Origin of the sequence: Martelella mangrovi, assembly GCF_040545495.1 — a bacterium.
Lineage (GTDB): Bacteria > Pseudomonadota > Alphaproteobacteria > Rhizobiales > Rhizobiaceae > Martelella > Martelella mangrovi.
The window spans coordinates 247,946-261,811 of record NZ_JBEPLY010000006.1 but is presented as its reverse complement, the minus strand read 5'-3'; the positions used below and the strand labels follow the sequence as shown (position 1 = coordinate 261,811).

Here is a 13,866-nt window from a genome sequence, read left to right as displayed (position 1 = left end):
TCGTTCGGTGAGGCGGCTTATAGACCCCATTTCCGCAAACCGTCAACTCCCAACCCCAAAAAAAATGACATTTTTGTTAAGTATCTGGTTTTGTTATATATTCTCTCAAGCCACCAAAATCGCAAAGGTAAACGCCCGTTAAGATTTTCAATACGCTTCTTGGGAAGGCAGATGTGGAGAAACCCGGACGTGCCCTCAATATGCCTTTTTCCTCCCCAACAGGTCTGGAAGGTGGACATACCGCCGTAGCTGCCTTGGTGCAGTCGCATAGGCGGGGGCGTTGATTGCGTTTGCGTTCAATGGTGATTTGACAGCTGCGGCGATTTTCGGCACATGATTGAGACCAATTTCGACGCGGGCAAAGCAGGTTTAAGACCACACGCATATGAAACAAAAGAAAAATCCTGCTCGTTGGTTCGGCAGAAGCACGCCGATTGTCGTGGACGGCAAGACGCCGCCCGCCCGCCGCGATGTGTCGATCCGCTGGCTTGCCGGCGCCTGTCTGACGGGCATTACCAGCACGGCATTGATGGCAATCGCGCTTTCAGCGGCCGTTGATGGCCGCGAGCGACTGGCCACGCCGGCCTCCGCCTTTGCCAAGACGGCTGCCACGGGCACCGATGACGACGCGGTGAGAGGCAAACGTCTGGTCCCGACAACGGTCATCGCCAAGCCCTCCAACCGCCGCATTCTGCAAGTGCCGACGGCCGTGCGGCAGGGCGACCGTGACGTCATTCATTATGAACCGTTTTCCGAAGTGCGGATGGCGCTGGCGGCAAATTACGGCAAGACGCCGGACTATCCGGCGTTCGACCCTTTCGAGGTGTTTTCGACCACCGAGCGCGCCGGACCGCCGTCACATGCCACCGATGTCATCTATGACACGGATGTGGAAGGCGAGGTGGAACTCAAATTCACCCCCTTCCCTGCGACAAGACCGGCGCTTCCCTTCGCCTCCGGGCTGACCACCGCCGAGATCGAGGACACCATCCTCGCCAACGAAAACGTGCTGCATGACAGCGTCGGCGACCTGTCGATGCTGAGCTATGTCGACCCGGACCGCTTCGAACCGGAGCAGGTCATGCTGCCCCTGAAGCCGGCCATGGCCGCGCAGATCGTTGACGAAAATGTTTCGGTGAGCGCGCTTCAATCGGTGTTCACGCAGGATTTCAACGACGACATCCTGCCAGTGCGCCAGCAGGTGGGTGTCGAGACATTTCTGGTGGCGGCCGGTTATCCGGCGCCGCTTGCAACCGAACTCAGCCATCAGGTTGAAAAGGGCACCGACACGCCGATGCTGAAGGCCGGCGATATCCTGCGCATCGGCCTGATGCGTATGGGGCGCAACATGCGGGTTGTCCGTCTCAGCCTCTATCGTGACGGCGAGCATCTGATGACGATGGCGCTTAATGACGATGGCCAGTTCGTCGACGGTGTCGAACCGCCGATGAGCGACGCGGTCGCGAACGCCTCCGCCGACGATACCGATCTTCTGCTTGGAACGGCACAAAAGCCCGTGCGGGTCTATGACGGTATTTTCCGCGCCATGCTGACTTACGGACTGACCAACGACATGGCCAGCCAGTTGATCAATCTGCTTGCCAGCAAGGTCGATCTGCAGTCCATGGCGTCGCCGGACGATCAGCTTGAACTGTTCTTCTCCGATGCCGACCCGAACGGACGGGCAACCGCGACATCGGAACTTTTCTACATCGACGCCAAGATCGGCGGCCAGGACATCCGTCTCTACCGTTTCGCCGATCAGGAGACCGGCGCCGTCGATTTCTACGATGCGAAGGGCCGCAGCATCCGCCGTTTCCTGCTGCGCAATCCCGTGCCCAACGGCAAGTTCACATCAGGTTTCGGCATGCGCCGCCACCCGGTGCTCAAATATTCCCGTATGCACAGCGGCGTCGACTGGGCAGCGCCCACCGGAACCCCGATCATCGCCGCCGGCGACGGCATTGTCGAAACGGCCGGCTGGTCGTCGTCCGGCTATGGCAACCAGACCATCATCCGCCACGCCAATGGCTATGAGACATCCTACAATCACCAGAGCAAGATTGCCCCGGATGTCAAGAAAGGCGCACGGGTCAAACAGGGGCAGGTCATCGGCTATATCGGCGCCACCGGCCTCGTGACCGGACCGCATCTTCACTACGAGATGATCGTCAACGGCACCAAGGTCGATCCGATGAAGGTTCGCTTCCCGAATTCCGACGCGCTGGCGGGCGCCCAGCTTGCCCGTTTCGAATCCGAGCGCAAACGCATCGATGCCCTGCTTGGCAATGAAGACACCACCAAGGTTGCCGCAAACAACGGCAATTGAGCGCCCAAGACAATCACCCTCCGGTGCTGAACACACCAAAGGCCGCCCCGGGAGGCGGTCTTCGGTCTGCTGACAAACCCTGTAAGTAATCACAGCTTTGCCTATCCCTCCGCCGTCATTCCGGCCTTGAGCCGGAAACCAGTAAGCGCAAGTCCTTGCGCGCAAAGACTCTTTCTGAATGCGCACAACAAGCGGCCCTGGATACCGGCTCAAGGCCGGTATGACGAAAAACGCGGGACAAGCTTTATCAATACATCAAAGGCCGCCCCGAGAGGCGGCCTTTTTCGTTTCTGTCCGGCATTTGCCGTGTCGATCAGGCGACGTCTTTCAGCGCGCCGCTGAGCGAAAACAGCAACCGGTCGGAGCCGGCGTCGACCTTGACATGGGCGCCGTCGGAAATTTCGCCGCCGAGGATCTTCTCGGCCAGCGGGTCCTGCACCGCCGTCTGGATCACGCGCTTCAGGGGGCGCGCGCCATAGGCGGGGTCATAGCCCTTTTCCGCCAGCCAGTTGCGGGCATCCGGCGTCAGATTAAGCTCGATCTTGCGGTCCGACAACAGCTTTTCGAGCCTTGCCAGCTGGATGTCGACAATCGCGCCCATATCGTCACGATGCAGCCGGTGGAACAGGATGATGTCATCCACACGGTTGAGGAATTCCGGCCGGAACGATGCCCGGACGACCTCCATCACCTGATCGCGCGCAGCCGAACTATCCTCATTCTCGCCAAGCTGGGTGAGGAATTCCGAACCCAGATTGGAAGTCATGATGATGATCGTGTTGCGGAAATCGACCGTACGGCCCTGCCCGTCCGTCAGCCGTCCGTCATCAAGCACCTGCAACAGCACGTTGAAGACATCCGGATGAGCCTTTTCGATCTCGTCGAACAGCACCACCTGATACGGCCTGCGCCGCACCGCTTCCGTCAGAAGACCGCCCTCGTCATAGCCGACATAGCCGGGAGGCGCACCGATCAGCCGGGCGACGGAGTGTTTCTCCATATATTCCGACATATCCATGCGGACCATCGCGGTCTCGTCATCGAACAGGAAGCGGGCCAGCGACTTGGTCAGCTCGGTCTTGCCGACACCGGTGGGTCCCAGGAAGATGAACGAGCCGATCGGTCGGTTCGGGTCCTGCAACCCCGCACGCGCACGACGGACAGAGCGGGAGACCGACTGCACGGCATCGCCCTGGCCGACAACCCAGCGAGCCAGTTCGTCTTCCATCCTGAGCAGCTTTTCACGCTCGCCTTCCAGCATCTTGTCGACCGGAATACCGGTCCAGCGGGAAACGACCTGCGCGATGTTGTCGGGGGTGACAACCTCCTGAAGGATGGAATCCGTCACCGTATTGTCTTCGGCTTCGGCTTCTTGCAGTTCCTTTTCCAGCTTCGGGATCGAGCCATAGGCCAGTTCACCGGCCTTCTGGTATTCACCGCTGCGCTGGGCAATGGCCAGTTCGTTGCGGGCCGCGTCGAGCTGCTTCTTCAGGTCGGCAGCCTTGTTGAGCTTGTTCTTCTCCGACTGCCAGCGCGCCGTCAGCGTATCGGCCTGCTCCTGCAAGGAGGCAAGTTCGCCCTCGAGCTTTTCAAGGCGGTCCTTCGAAGCCCGGTCGGTTTCCTTTTTCAGCGCTTCCCGCTCGATCTTGAGCTGGATGATGCGGCGGTCGAGTTCGTCCAGTTCTTCCGGCTTACTATCCACCTGCATGCGCACGCGGCTGGAAGCTTCGTCCATCAGGTCGATGGCCTTGTCCGGCAGAAAACGGTCGGTGATATAGCGGTTGGAAAGCGTTGCGGCGGCCACCAGCGCGCTGTCGGAAATACGCACCTGATGGTGCTGCTCGTATTTTTCCTTCAGGCCACGCAGGATGGAAATCGTGTCTTCCACCGTCGGCTCGTCAACCATGACCGGCTGGAAACGACGCGCCAAAGCGGCATCCTTTTCCACATGCTGGCGATATTCATCGAGCGTGGTTGCACCGACGCAGTGCAGTTCACCGCGCGCCAGTGCCGGTTTCAGAAGGTTCGACGCATCCATCGCGCCATCCGTCTTGCCGGCCCCGACCAGCGTGTGCATCTCGTCGATGAACAGGATGATATCGCCGTTTTCGGACTGAACCTCGTTCAGGACAGCCTTCAGACGCTCCTCGAACTCACCGCGATATTTCGCACCGGCAATCAGCGCGCCCATGTCGAGCGCCATCAGCTTCTTGTCCTTCAGGCTCTCCGGCACATCGCCATCGACAATGCGCAGCGCCAAGCCTTCGGTGATCGCCGTCTTGCCGACGCCGGGTTCACCGATCAGGACCGGATTGTTCTTGGTCCGGCGCGACAGCACCTGGATCGTGCGGCGGATTTCGTCGTCGCGGCCAATCACCGGATCGAGCTTGCCGTCGCGGGCATCGGCCGTCAGGTCGCGCGCATATTTCTTCAGCGCGTCATAGCTTTCCTCGGCACTGGCGCTGTCGGCGGTGCGGCCCTTGCGGATTTCGTTGATGGCGTCATTCAGCCCGTTCGGCGTCACGCCTGCGCCGGAAAGCGACTTCGATGTCGAAGCGCTCTTTTCGATCACCAGCGCCAGCAGAAGACGTTCGACGGTGACGAAACTGTCACCGGCCTTCTTGGCGGCCTCTTCGGCTGTGTTGAAAACCTTGGCGAGCGGCTGGGAAAGGTAAATCTGGCCGTTGCCGCCGGAAACCTTCGGAATTTTTGCCAGTGCTGCATCATTGGCAAGGCGCACCTTTTTGGCGTCACCGCCGGCACGCTCGATCAGCGATGCGGCCATGCCCTGCTCGTCATCGAGCAGAACCTTCAACAGGTGCTCGGCACCGAACTGCTGATGACCTTCGCCGAGCGCATAGGTCTGCGCCGACTGCAAAAAGCCACGCACCCGTTCGGAATATTTTTCGATGTTCATATCTTCGCCTCCATTCCTCGTTCCGACCTTTTGAAGCGACAGAACGATGACCTGAATAAACCCCCTCTTTGAGGCGGGTCCTGATTGCGCGGCGTTGCCGCCGCTCAAGGTCAGATATGGGTGCAGGCATGGAGGCTTTAAAGAGGGCTGACGGAGAATTTGTTGCGGATATGCAACACCGCCTATCCCCTTCAGCTATGGGCGAAAATGTCGGTTTCCTCCCAGCCGAGAAGGTCGAGCTTGGCCCGCGTCGGCAGGAAATCGAAGCAGGCGCCGGCAAGCGCCATGCGGTCCTCGCGCATCAGCCGTTCCATCAGCTTGTCGCGCAGGCGATGGAGATAGAGAACGTCGGAAGCCGCATAGGCAAGCTGTGCATCGGAAAGGGTTTCCGCCGCCCAGTCGGACGACTGCTGCGCCTTGGAAACATCGACTTCCAGCATTTCGCGCAGATTGTCCTTCAACCCGTGACGATCGGTGTAGGTGCGGGTCAGGCGCGAGGCGATCTTGGTGCAGAACACGTTTTCGGTTGTCACACCGAAGGTATAATAAAGAACCGCGATATCGAAGCGACCGAAGTGGAAAATCTTCTGGCGCGCCGGGTCTGCCAGCATGGAGACAAGGTTCGGCGCGTCCTTCTGGCCGGCGGCGATCTGGATGACGTCGGCGGTTCCGTCGCCCGGCGATATCTGCACCACGCACAACCGGTCGCGGCGCGGTATCAGGCCAAGCGTTTCGGTGTCGATGGCAATCGCACCGGTATAGCGCGCGGCATCCTCGGCCGAGATGTCGTTTTTGTGGACGCGGATCGTATCGTTCATCCGTTCTTCTCCATGGGCTTTGTTCCTGCAATCCTGTCGGGTCATAGCGGATCAGAGCAAAAGACGATAGCCGAAAAGACCGACCGGGAGCGATCAACCCGCCGGCGAAGGTGTTGTGCCGGCAGGCCACAGCGGTTATCGGGGAACGGGAAAATCGCACGCGCGAAAGGCTAAAGCGATGAAAAGCAGGATAACATTTCCTCTCCGTGCGCTGTGGGGGCGGCACAGGGGTCTTTGCATCGCCTTCCTGGCGACGGCCTTCATCACGCTTGTCTTTGCCCTGCAGTTCATCTTCTCGGTGTTCTACTGGCACAATCCGGAAAACCGGAATCTCGAACTGAAGGGGTGGATGACGCTTGGCCATGTCGCCGTCGTTCACGACATTCCCGCATCGGAACTTGCCGAAGAACTGGACCTTGCACCCGACAGCCGAAGCCGGCGCATGATGCTGCGCCAGATCGCCCGCATGAAGGGGATGTCGCTCGACGAGCTGGAAGACGAAATCGCCGAAGCCCTCGATGAATACGAGGAAGAAAAGGCCGACGCCGATGAGTGAGCAGCTTCTGGCGCTCCTGCCGGTCTATGGTATTCCGGCAATCGCATTCTCCGTATTTCTGGCCTGCTGCGGCATTCCCTTGCCAACCGCCGTGATCATGCTGTTCGGCGGATCGCTCGTTGCCACGGGCGATTTGTCTTTCTGGGCGATCTACCTGTCCTGCCTGCTGGCCGCCTGCTGCGGCGACCAGGTCGGCTACTGGGCCGGAAGGATCGGCGGAACAGGTTATGTCGAACGCTTTGCCGCCGGCGGGCCGAAGCGGCAGCGCCTTGTCGACAGGGCCAGCGACTATCTTGAACGCCGGGGCATCATGGCGATCTTCTTCACGCGCTGGCTTCTGGCGATGATCGGTCCTTACATGAACCCGGTTGCCGGGGCCGCCGGCATGCGCTGGAAGATGTTCATCACTGCCGCCATTCCCGGCCAGATGCTCTATGTGATGATCTATACGCTGCTCGGTTTCATCTTTTCCCACAACATCTTCGCCGTGGCACAGATCGTCGGCAATGCCAGCGGCTTTCTGGCAGCCGGCGTGGTCACGCTGGCAATCGGCTGGTACATCACCCGCGTCCTTCATTTCTCGCTGAAGCGCAAGCGCAGACGCTACCTGAAACCGCGCGGCAGGCGCCAGCGCCGCTAGCACATACGCGCTGAATGGTGAGCGCGTGCACCGTCATCAAAACGCAGCGAAAACGTCATCTCAGTGTAATGCGGCAGGACTATCGCAAGAGCGCAGCTATTTCCGCAAACCCTGACATGAGAGGTTTTCATGCGCGCACGTCTTGCATTACTCGCAGCCGCAACCTTCCTCGCCGGCGCAGCCAATGCCGCCACCATTTACCCGCTCGACCGCGCCACCGTTCTGGTCGGTTCGCCGTTCGACTTCAAGGTCGAACTGGATCAGGTCTATGAACCCGGGCAGGTCGACGTCACGGTCAATGGCAAGGCCTATGCCGATGTCTTCGGCGCTGATGCCGAATTCGTCGCCGATGAAAAAGGCGAAGACGACGCCAGCCTCGGCTCGGCGCTGATCCTGCGCGATCTTTCGCTCGCCAACCCCGGCGATTACACCGTGGCCGTCAAGGCCGGCGACGAAGAGAAGTCGGTTACCTGGACCGTCTACGACACGCCCTCCGTTGCGAAGGCCAAGAATATCGTCTTTTTCCTTGGCGACGGCCTTTCCGTTGCCCACCGCACGGCCGCCCGCATCATGTCCAAGGGCATGACCGAGGGCAAGGCCGACGGCCGCCTGAGCATGGACGATCTCGACCGCATGGCCTTCATCGGCACGTCGTCGACCCACGCCATCGCCACCGATTCCGCCAACACCATGTCGGCCTACATGACCGGCCACAAGACCCGCGTGAATGCGCTTGGCGTTTATGCCGACCGTACGCCGGACAGCCAGGACGACCCCAAAGTCGAGACCATTGCCGAAGCGCTGCGCCGCCAGACCGGCAAGGCGATCGGCGTCGTTTCCACCGCTGAAATCGAAGATGCGACGCCGGCGGCCACCGTTGCCCACACCCGCAGGCGCGCAGACAAGACCGATATCGTCGGCATGTTCTACGGCATCCAGCCGGAAGTCATCCTCGGCGGCGGCTCCGCCTATTTCCTGAAGTCCGACATTCCCGGCTCCAAGCGCAAGGACGATAACGACTATATCGCCATGTTCGAGGATGCCGGTTACACGGTTGCCACCGACGCCACCTCGCTGGAAGACGTCGCCAGCCAGAACCCGGACAAGATTCTCGGCCTGTTCCACACCGGCAACATGGACACCAAGCTTGATCGCTCCTTCCTGAAAAAGGGCAGCGTCGACAAGTTCTCCGACCAGCCCGGCCTGCCGGAAATGACCAAGGTGGCGCTGGATCGTCTTTCAAAAAACAAGGACGGCTTCTTCCTGATGGTCGAGGGCGCTTCGATCGACAAGATGAGCCATCCGCTCGACTGGGACCGCGCCGTTGTCGACACCATCGAGTTCGACCAGGCCATCGGTCAGGCCATGGATTTTGCCAAAACGCATCCCGACACCATGATCGTCGTGACCGGCGACCATACGCACGGCGTTTCGCTGATCGGCACGATCGATGACGAGGTTGAGGCCGACGATATGCGCGACAAGGTGATGACCTATGACGATGCCGGCTTCCCGAACTACACCGACGAAAACGGCGACGGCTACCCCGACAAGATCGACGTTTCCCGCCGTCTGGCCATCTTCTCCAACAACTTCCCGGACTATTACGAGACCTTCCGCCCGAAAATGGACGGTCCGTTCGAGCCGGCCGTGAAGGACGAAAACGGCAACTACGTCGCCAACGAACAGTACAAGGACGTGCCCGGCGCGGTTCTGCGCACCGGCAACCTGCCGCACAATGCCTCCACCGGCGTTCACGCCGTCGATGACGTCGTGCTTCAGGCCACCGGCCCCGGTTCGGAAGAGTTCAAGGGCTATATGGAACAGTCGGACGTCTACGAAGTTCTCGCCGACGCCTTTGCCCTCGGCACCAGCCAGAAACAGTAAACGCGTTTTTTAAGAAACGGGACCGGGCGGCTTTCGCCCGGTCCTCTCCTGCAACTGCATGGAGGACCACACCGTGACCGACACTTCTCGCTCTACCCTTTCCCGCCGCAGCCTGCTGGCCACCGCCCTGACGCTTGGCGCAGGCCTGGCCTTTCGCTCCGCCCATGCCGCCACTGCCGAACTGGCCTTCGACGATCTTTACGGCGCATTCAGCCCGCTGGGTCTGGAATTTTCCGACAAGGTCAAGAACCTCACCGGCGAAAAGATTTCCATTCGCGGTTTCATGGCACCGCCGCTGAAGGCCGAGGCGCAGTTTTTTGTGCTCTCCGAAATTCCGATGGCGCTGTGCCCGTTCTGCTCGTCGGATGCCGACTGGCCGGACAACATCATTGTCGTCTACCTCGACAGAAAACAGACATTCGTCCAGCCCAACCAGATGATCGAGGTGACCGGCACGCTCGACCGTGGCTCCTGGGTGGACCCCGAAACCGGATTTGTCAGCCAGCTGCGCCTCAGGGACGCGCGCTACAAGACCGTCTGAAACGCCTCCCGCCGAACCCCGAAAGCCGCGCGCCCATGCTGCCCCTTCGTCTTGAAGATATTGCCGTCACCTTCCCCGGCCTTCCGGCCCCGGTGCTGTCCATCCCCTCGCTTGAAATCGCACCCGGCGAGACGGTGGCCGTGACCGGACCTTCCGGCTCCGGCAAAAGCACGTTCGTCAATATCGTCACGGGGCTCGAGCGGCTGCAATCCGGCCACGCCCGCTGGGGCGAAACAGACCTTGCCGGCCTTGCCGAAGGCAGGCGCGACCGCTGGCGCGGCGAGAATATCGGGCTGGTGATGCAGGATTTCCACCTGTTTCCCGGTCTCTCGGCCTATGACAACGTGCTGTTGCCCGCCCGTCTGGCCTACGCTGCCGGTCACGACAGGCTTGCCCGGGCAAAGGCCCTGCTCGATCAGGTCGGCATCGCCCGGCATGACCAGAAGATCGAAACCATGTCGCGCGGCGAGATGCAGCGCGTCGCCGTTGCCCGTGCGCTGTTGCGCGAACCGGCGATCATCGTTGCAGACGAGCCGACGGCAAGCCTGGACAGTGCGTCGGGCGCGGTGGTCGGCCAGCTGCTGCGCGAACTGGCCGAAACCCTCGGCAGCACGCTGATCGTCGTTTCCCACGATGAGCGGCTGGTCGCCCCCATGGCACGCAGGATTTCGCTTCTGTCGGGCGCCGTTATCGCTGACGAAAGAAAGGGCTGAGCCGTGTTCCGCTTCATTTTCTCCGACCTCAGAAGGCTCTGGGCGGGATCGGCCGTCATCGTCCTGCTGATCGCCCTTGCAACCGCGCTCGGCGTCACCATCACCCTTCAGGAACGCGCGCTGCGCCTCGGTTCGGCGCGGGCCTCGGAAAAGTTCGACCTCGTGGTCGGCGCGCCCGGCAGCGAGACGCAACTGGTGCTGTCCTCCGTCTTTCTCCAGCCTTCGGACCTTCCGCTGATGGATGGCGATGTGCTGCCGGCGCTCAACGAAGACCCGCGCGTCGACTGGGCCGCCCCCATCGGCTTCGGCGACAGCTATGCCGGTTATCCGATCGTGGGAACGACCACCGCGCTCATTAACGCCACCGTGCCGGGCTTTGCCGAAGGCGATATCTTCGCCCGCGAAGGCGAGGCAGTGGTGGGTTCCGCCGTCGATCTTGACGTCGGCGCCGAGATCAAGCCGATGCACGGCGCGGCAGAAACCGGCGGCCATACCCATACCGAACTCGTCTACCACGTCTCCGGCAAGGCGGAGCCTACCGGAACGCCCTGGGACCGCGCCATTCTCGTGCCGATTCAGGCTGTCTGGCATATCCACGGCCTCGGACATGACGACGCGGACGAGCATCACCATGATGACGATGAAGCTGGCGAGGCCCATGACGACGCCCATCATCACGACGAGGACCATGCAGCGGACAACCCCGGGCACGAACACGATGAAGACGAGCACCACCACGTCGATGCCAATGCGCCACTTGACGAGGACTGGCATCGGGGCGAAACGCCCGGCTTGCCCGCAATCCTGGTGAAACCGAAGTCGATTTCCGATGCCTACCGGCTGCGGCAGTCATACCGCGAGGCCGATGGCACCGTTGCGGTTTTCCCGGCCGAAGTCCTGACACGGCTTTACGCGACGCTGGGGGATGCGCGTCAGGTGCTCACGGCAATCGCGATCGGCGCGCAGATACTGGTGGCAGGCGCCCTGTTGCTGGTGACCGTCATTCATGTGTCCCAGCGCAAACGGGAGATCGGCGCACTCAGGGCCTTCGGCGCGCCGCGCGGCGCGGTTTTCACGATCGTCTGGCTCGAACTGTTCTCACTTGTGGGGCTGGGTATCCTGATCGGTTATATCGCCGGCTTCTTTTCCGCCCGCATGATCTCACAGTCGATCATGGCCGATCGCGGGATCGATATGCCGGTCGGCTTTGCCGCAAGCGATGCCGGCAACGCGCTGATCCTGGTTATCGCGGCAGCCATTCTTTCCGCACTGCCGGCATTTCTCGCCTATCGGCAGCCGCCCGCTTCCGCGCTCAAGGGCTGACCGGCAGGGGCGGGCAGAAAGCCGACAGGCTTGACACCCCGGAGAATGGCGAACATTTTCGCTGGACCGGTCACCTCTCCACCAGCGTCATTCCGCCGCCCGCCCCGCGCGAAAGCCCGCCATGTATGAAATTTTCAATAATGTCGTCCCGATCTTCTCTCTGATCCTGATCGGCTGGCTGGCGGTTCGCACGCGCTATATGAGCGCCGATCAGGCAGGCGTCCTGACCAGTTTCGTCTTCAAGATCGGATTGCCGCTGCTGCTTTTGCGCACCATTGCCAGCGCCGATTTTCACAATGCCGGACCGTTCAAGATCTGGCTGTCCTATTTCGGCGGCGTCGCCATTGCCTGGACGGCAGCCGCTCTCGTCTCGCGGCTGGTTTTCCATCGCGACCGCGCCGCAGCCGTGATCATCGGCCTGTCCGGCACGTTCTCCAACATCGCGCTTCTCGGCATTCCACTGGTCAGCCATGTCGCCGGCGATGCAGCCCTCGTGGCGCTCTCGCTGGTGCTGGCCATTCACATGCCGGTGATGATGGTGACTGCGACCGTGCTTGTCGAACGGGCCAAGACGCATGAGGGCGGCGCGATCAGCAATCCCCTGAAGGTGTTCATAACGGTCGCATACAATCTGGCGACCAGCCCGATCGTCATCGGCCTTGCGGCCGGCGCGTTGATACACCTCTTCAACGTGCCGATCACCGGGCCGGTCGGAACCGTGATCAACATGCTCGCCGGCATGGCGGCCCCCGTCGCCCTCGTTGCCATCGGCATGACGCTGACGCAATACAAGGTGGCCGGCAATGTCGGTCTGTTTTCGACAATCACCTTCATCAAGCTGCTGCTCATGCCGGGCTCGGTCTTTGTTATCGCCTCTGCTCTCGGGCTGTCACAGCCGACAATCGCCGGCATCGTGCTGGCAGCCGCGGCACCCACCGGTGTCAATGCCTTCGTGCTGGCCAACCAGTTCGGCACAGGAAAAAACGTCGCCGCATCGACGATCACGCTGACAACCGCGCTCGGCGTTCTGACGGTCAGCGTCTGGGTGTTGTTGCTCGGCTATTGAACAAAAGGCGGCGAGGCCCTCAGACTGCTGACAAACACGAAGATGTGCGGGTTGTTGCCTCCGTCAGCCGTCCCCACAGGTGTCATGCTCGGACGCGATCCGAGCATCCATTCCGCTCAACCCTTTGATAAGAAAGGGGTTCAAGCAAGCATACATCGTGTAGCCCTGGATCCTCGGGTCAAGCCCGAGAATGACCCGGAGTGAGGGGCAGCTTTGTCAACAAACTGAGTCGGGTGCCCCGCCTTCCGTGCTCGCCCTATTGGCTGCTTTCCGGCTGTTCGCTGTCGGCGGAGCCGGGTGGTGTTGCCTCTGCGTCATCGGCGGGCTCGGCCGTCGTGCTCTCGGCATCCGCAGGGCCTGCATCGGCATCACCGGAGGCGCCGTCGTCTGCCGCTGGCGTTGCCTCGCTGTCATCTGCCGCCGGAGCCGCCTCGCTGCTGTCTGCCGGTGCGGCAGCATCCCCGGTTTCGCCGCCGTCCGCCGCGCCGGCATCTGCGGTTTCATCCGGCGCCGGCGGTTCCGGGAACGGCACCGGATCATTCGACATGGTGGAAAGATAGGCAATCAGATCGGCGCGGTCCTCATCCCGGGAAAGCCCGGCGAAGCCCATGGCCGTTCCCGGTACATCCTTCTTTGGCGCCTTGATGAAGACATCGAGGTTTTCGTAGGTCCACTGTTTCTCGCCGCCATTGGAAAACTCCTGCATCGCGGCGGAATAGGAGAAACCCTCATGGGTCGCAATCGGACGATTGACGATATTCCAGAGGTTTGGCCCCACCTTGTTGGGGCCGCCCTCAGTGTCGGTGTGACAGGCCTGACAGCGCTTGAAAACGCGCGCACCGGCGTCCGCGTCCGCATTGGCAAGCAGCACGGCAATCGGCGTTTCCTCCGGTTTTGCCGGCGCGCCGCCCGCGTCACTTTCAGGCACCGCAATGACATACCCCTCCTGTTCCGGTGGCCTCGGATCGAAAATCGCCTCGGATACAAAAGAAACCGTCATCAGGACGAAGATCGTCCCCAACAGGGCCGCCAGGACCATATTGAGATTGAATTTCATTGCGTTGCGCTCCCCTTAC

11 protein-coding genes are annotated in these 13,866 nt (G+C 61.2%); 8 read left to right on the top strand and 3 right to left on the bottom strand.

Going from position 1 to position 13,866, the window contains the following annotated elements:
- Positions 1-385: 385 nt before the first annotated feature.
- Positions 386-2,329 carry a peptidoglycan DD-metalloendopeptidase family protein gene (locus ABID12_RS11370; protein WP_354434284.1) on the top strand — a complete coding sequence of 648 codons (1,944 nt, stop codon included), beginning with the start codon at positions 386-388 and terminating at the stop codon, positions 2,327-2,329.
- A 313-nt stretch (positions 2,330-2,642) separates the two neighbouring features.
- Here ABID12_RS11370 and clpB read toward each other — a convergent pair whose 3' ends face one another.
- Entirely contained in the window at positions 2,643-5,246 is a 2,604-nt protein-coding gene (clpB, locus tag ABID12_RS11365) for an ATP-dependent chaperone ClpB (protein WP_354434283.1), read from the bottom strand.
- A 191-nt stretch (positions 5,247-5,437) separates the two neighbouring features.
- Positions 5,438-6,064, bottom strand: coding sequence for a ribonuclease D (locus ABID12_RS11360; protein ID WP_106308022.1), 627 nt, complete (start codon positions 6,062-6,064; stop codon positions 5,438-5,440).
- Positions 6,065-6,242: 178 nt separating this feature from the next.
- On the opposite strand from ABID12_RS11360, the gene ABID12_RS11355 reads away from it, so the two are divergent.
- The 7 genes from ABID12_RS11355 to ABID12_RS11325 all read left to right on the top strand — a co-directional run bounded on the left by ABID12_RS11355 (position 6,243) and on the right by ABID12_RS11325 (position 12,790).
- Positions 6,243-6,620, top strand: a complete 378-nt coding sequence (locus tag ABID12_RS11355; protein WP_354434282.1) for a hypothetical protein — start codon at positions 6,243-6,245, stop codon at positions 6,618-6,620.
- Positions 6,613-7,260, top strand: a complete 648-nt coding sequence (locus tag ABID12_RS11350; RefSeq protein ID WP_354434281.1) for a DedA family protein — start codon at positions 6,613-6,615, stop codon at positions 7,258-7,260. Before ABID12_RS11355 ends, ABID12_RS11350 begins: the two co-directional genes overlap by 8 nt.
- 129 nt (positions 7,261-7,389) lie before the next feature.
- Positions 7,390-9,147, top strand: a complete 1,758-nt coding sequence (locus tag ABID12_RS11345; RefSeq protein ID WP_354434280.1) for an alkaline phosphatase — start codon at positions 7,390-7,392, stop codon at positions 9,145-9,147.
- 73 nt (positions 9,148-9,220) lie between these two features.
- Positions 9,221-9,688, top strand: a complete 468-nt coding sequence (locus tag ABID12_RS11340; protein ID WP_435528217.1) for a hypothetical protein — start codon at positions 9,221-9,223, stop codon at positions 9,686-9,688.
- A 35-nt stretch (positions 9,689-9,723) separates the two neighbouring features.
- On the top strand, positions 9,724-10,401 hold the full coding sequence (locus ABID12_RS11335; RefSeq protein WP_354434279.1) for an ABC transporter ATP-binding protein: 678 nt from the start codon (positions 9,724-9,726) through the stop codon (positions 10,399-10,401).
- Between the two features lie 3 nt (positions 10,402-10,404).
- Positions 10,405-11,724, top strand: a complete 1,320-nt coding sequence (locus tag ABID12_RS11330) for an ABC transporter permease (RefSeq protein ID WP_354434278.1) — start codon at positions 10,405-10,407, stop codon at positions 11,722-11,724.
- Positions 11,725-11,845: 121 nt separating this feature from the next.
- Positions 11,846-12,790 carry an AEC family transporter gene (locus ABID12_RS11325; protein WP_181190789.1) on the top strand — a complete coding sequence of 315 codons (945 nt, stop codon included), beginning with the start codon at positions 11,846-11,848 and terminating at the stop codon, positions 12,788-12,790.
- Positions 12,791-13,046: 256 nt separating this feature from the next.
- On the opposite strand, the gene ABID12_RS11320 is transcribed toward ABID12_RS11325, so the two are convergent.
- Positions 13,047-13,847, bottom strand: a complete 801-nt coding sequence (locus ABID12_RS11320) for a c-type cytochrome (protein ID WP_354434277.1) — start codon at positions 13,845-13,847, stop codon at positions 13,047-13,049.
- Positions 13,848-13,866: the final 19 nt, after the last annotated feature.

Coding starts and splice junctions, on each gene's coding strand:
- ABID12_RS11370 (WP_354434284.1), top strand. CDS start 386: ATGAAACAAAAGAAAAATCCTGCTCGTTGGTTCGGCAGAAGCACGCCG.
- clpB (WP_354434283.1), bottom strand. CDS start 5,246: ATGAACATCGAAAAATATTCCGAACGGGTGCGTGGCTTTTTGCAGTCG.
- ABID12_RS11360 (WP_106308022.1), bottom strand. CDS start 6,064: ATGAACGATACGATCCGCGTCCACAAAAACGACATCTCGGCCGAGGAT.
- ABID12_RS11355 (WP_354434282.1), top strand. CDS start 6,243: ATGAAAAGCAGGATAACATTTCCTCTCCGTGCGCTGTGGGGGCGGCAC.
- ABID12_RS11350 (WP_354434281.1), top strand. CDS start 6,613: ATGAGTGAGCAGCTTCTGGCGCTCCTGCCGGTCTATGGTATTCCGGCA.
- ABID12_RS11345 (WP_354434280.1), top strand. CDS start 7,390: ATGCGCGCACGTCTTGCATTACTCGCAGCCGCAACCTTCCTCGCCGGC.
- ABID12_RS11335 (WP_354434279.1), top strand. CDS start 9,724: ATGCTGCCCCTTCGTCTTGAAGATATTGCCGTCACCTTCCCCGGCCTT.
- ABID12_RS11325 (WP_181190789.1), top strand. CDS start 11,846: ATGTATGAAATTTTCAATAATGTCGTCCCGATCTTCTCTCTGATCCTG.
- ABID12_RS11320 (WP_354434277.1), bottom strand. CDS start 13,847: ATGAAATTCAATCTCAATATGGTCCTGGCGGCCCTGTTGGGGACGATC.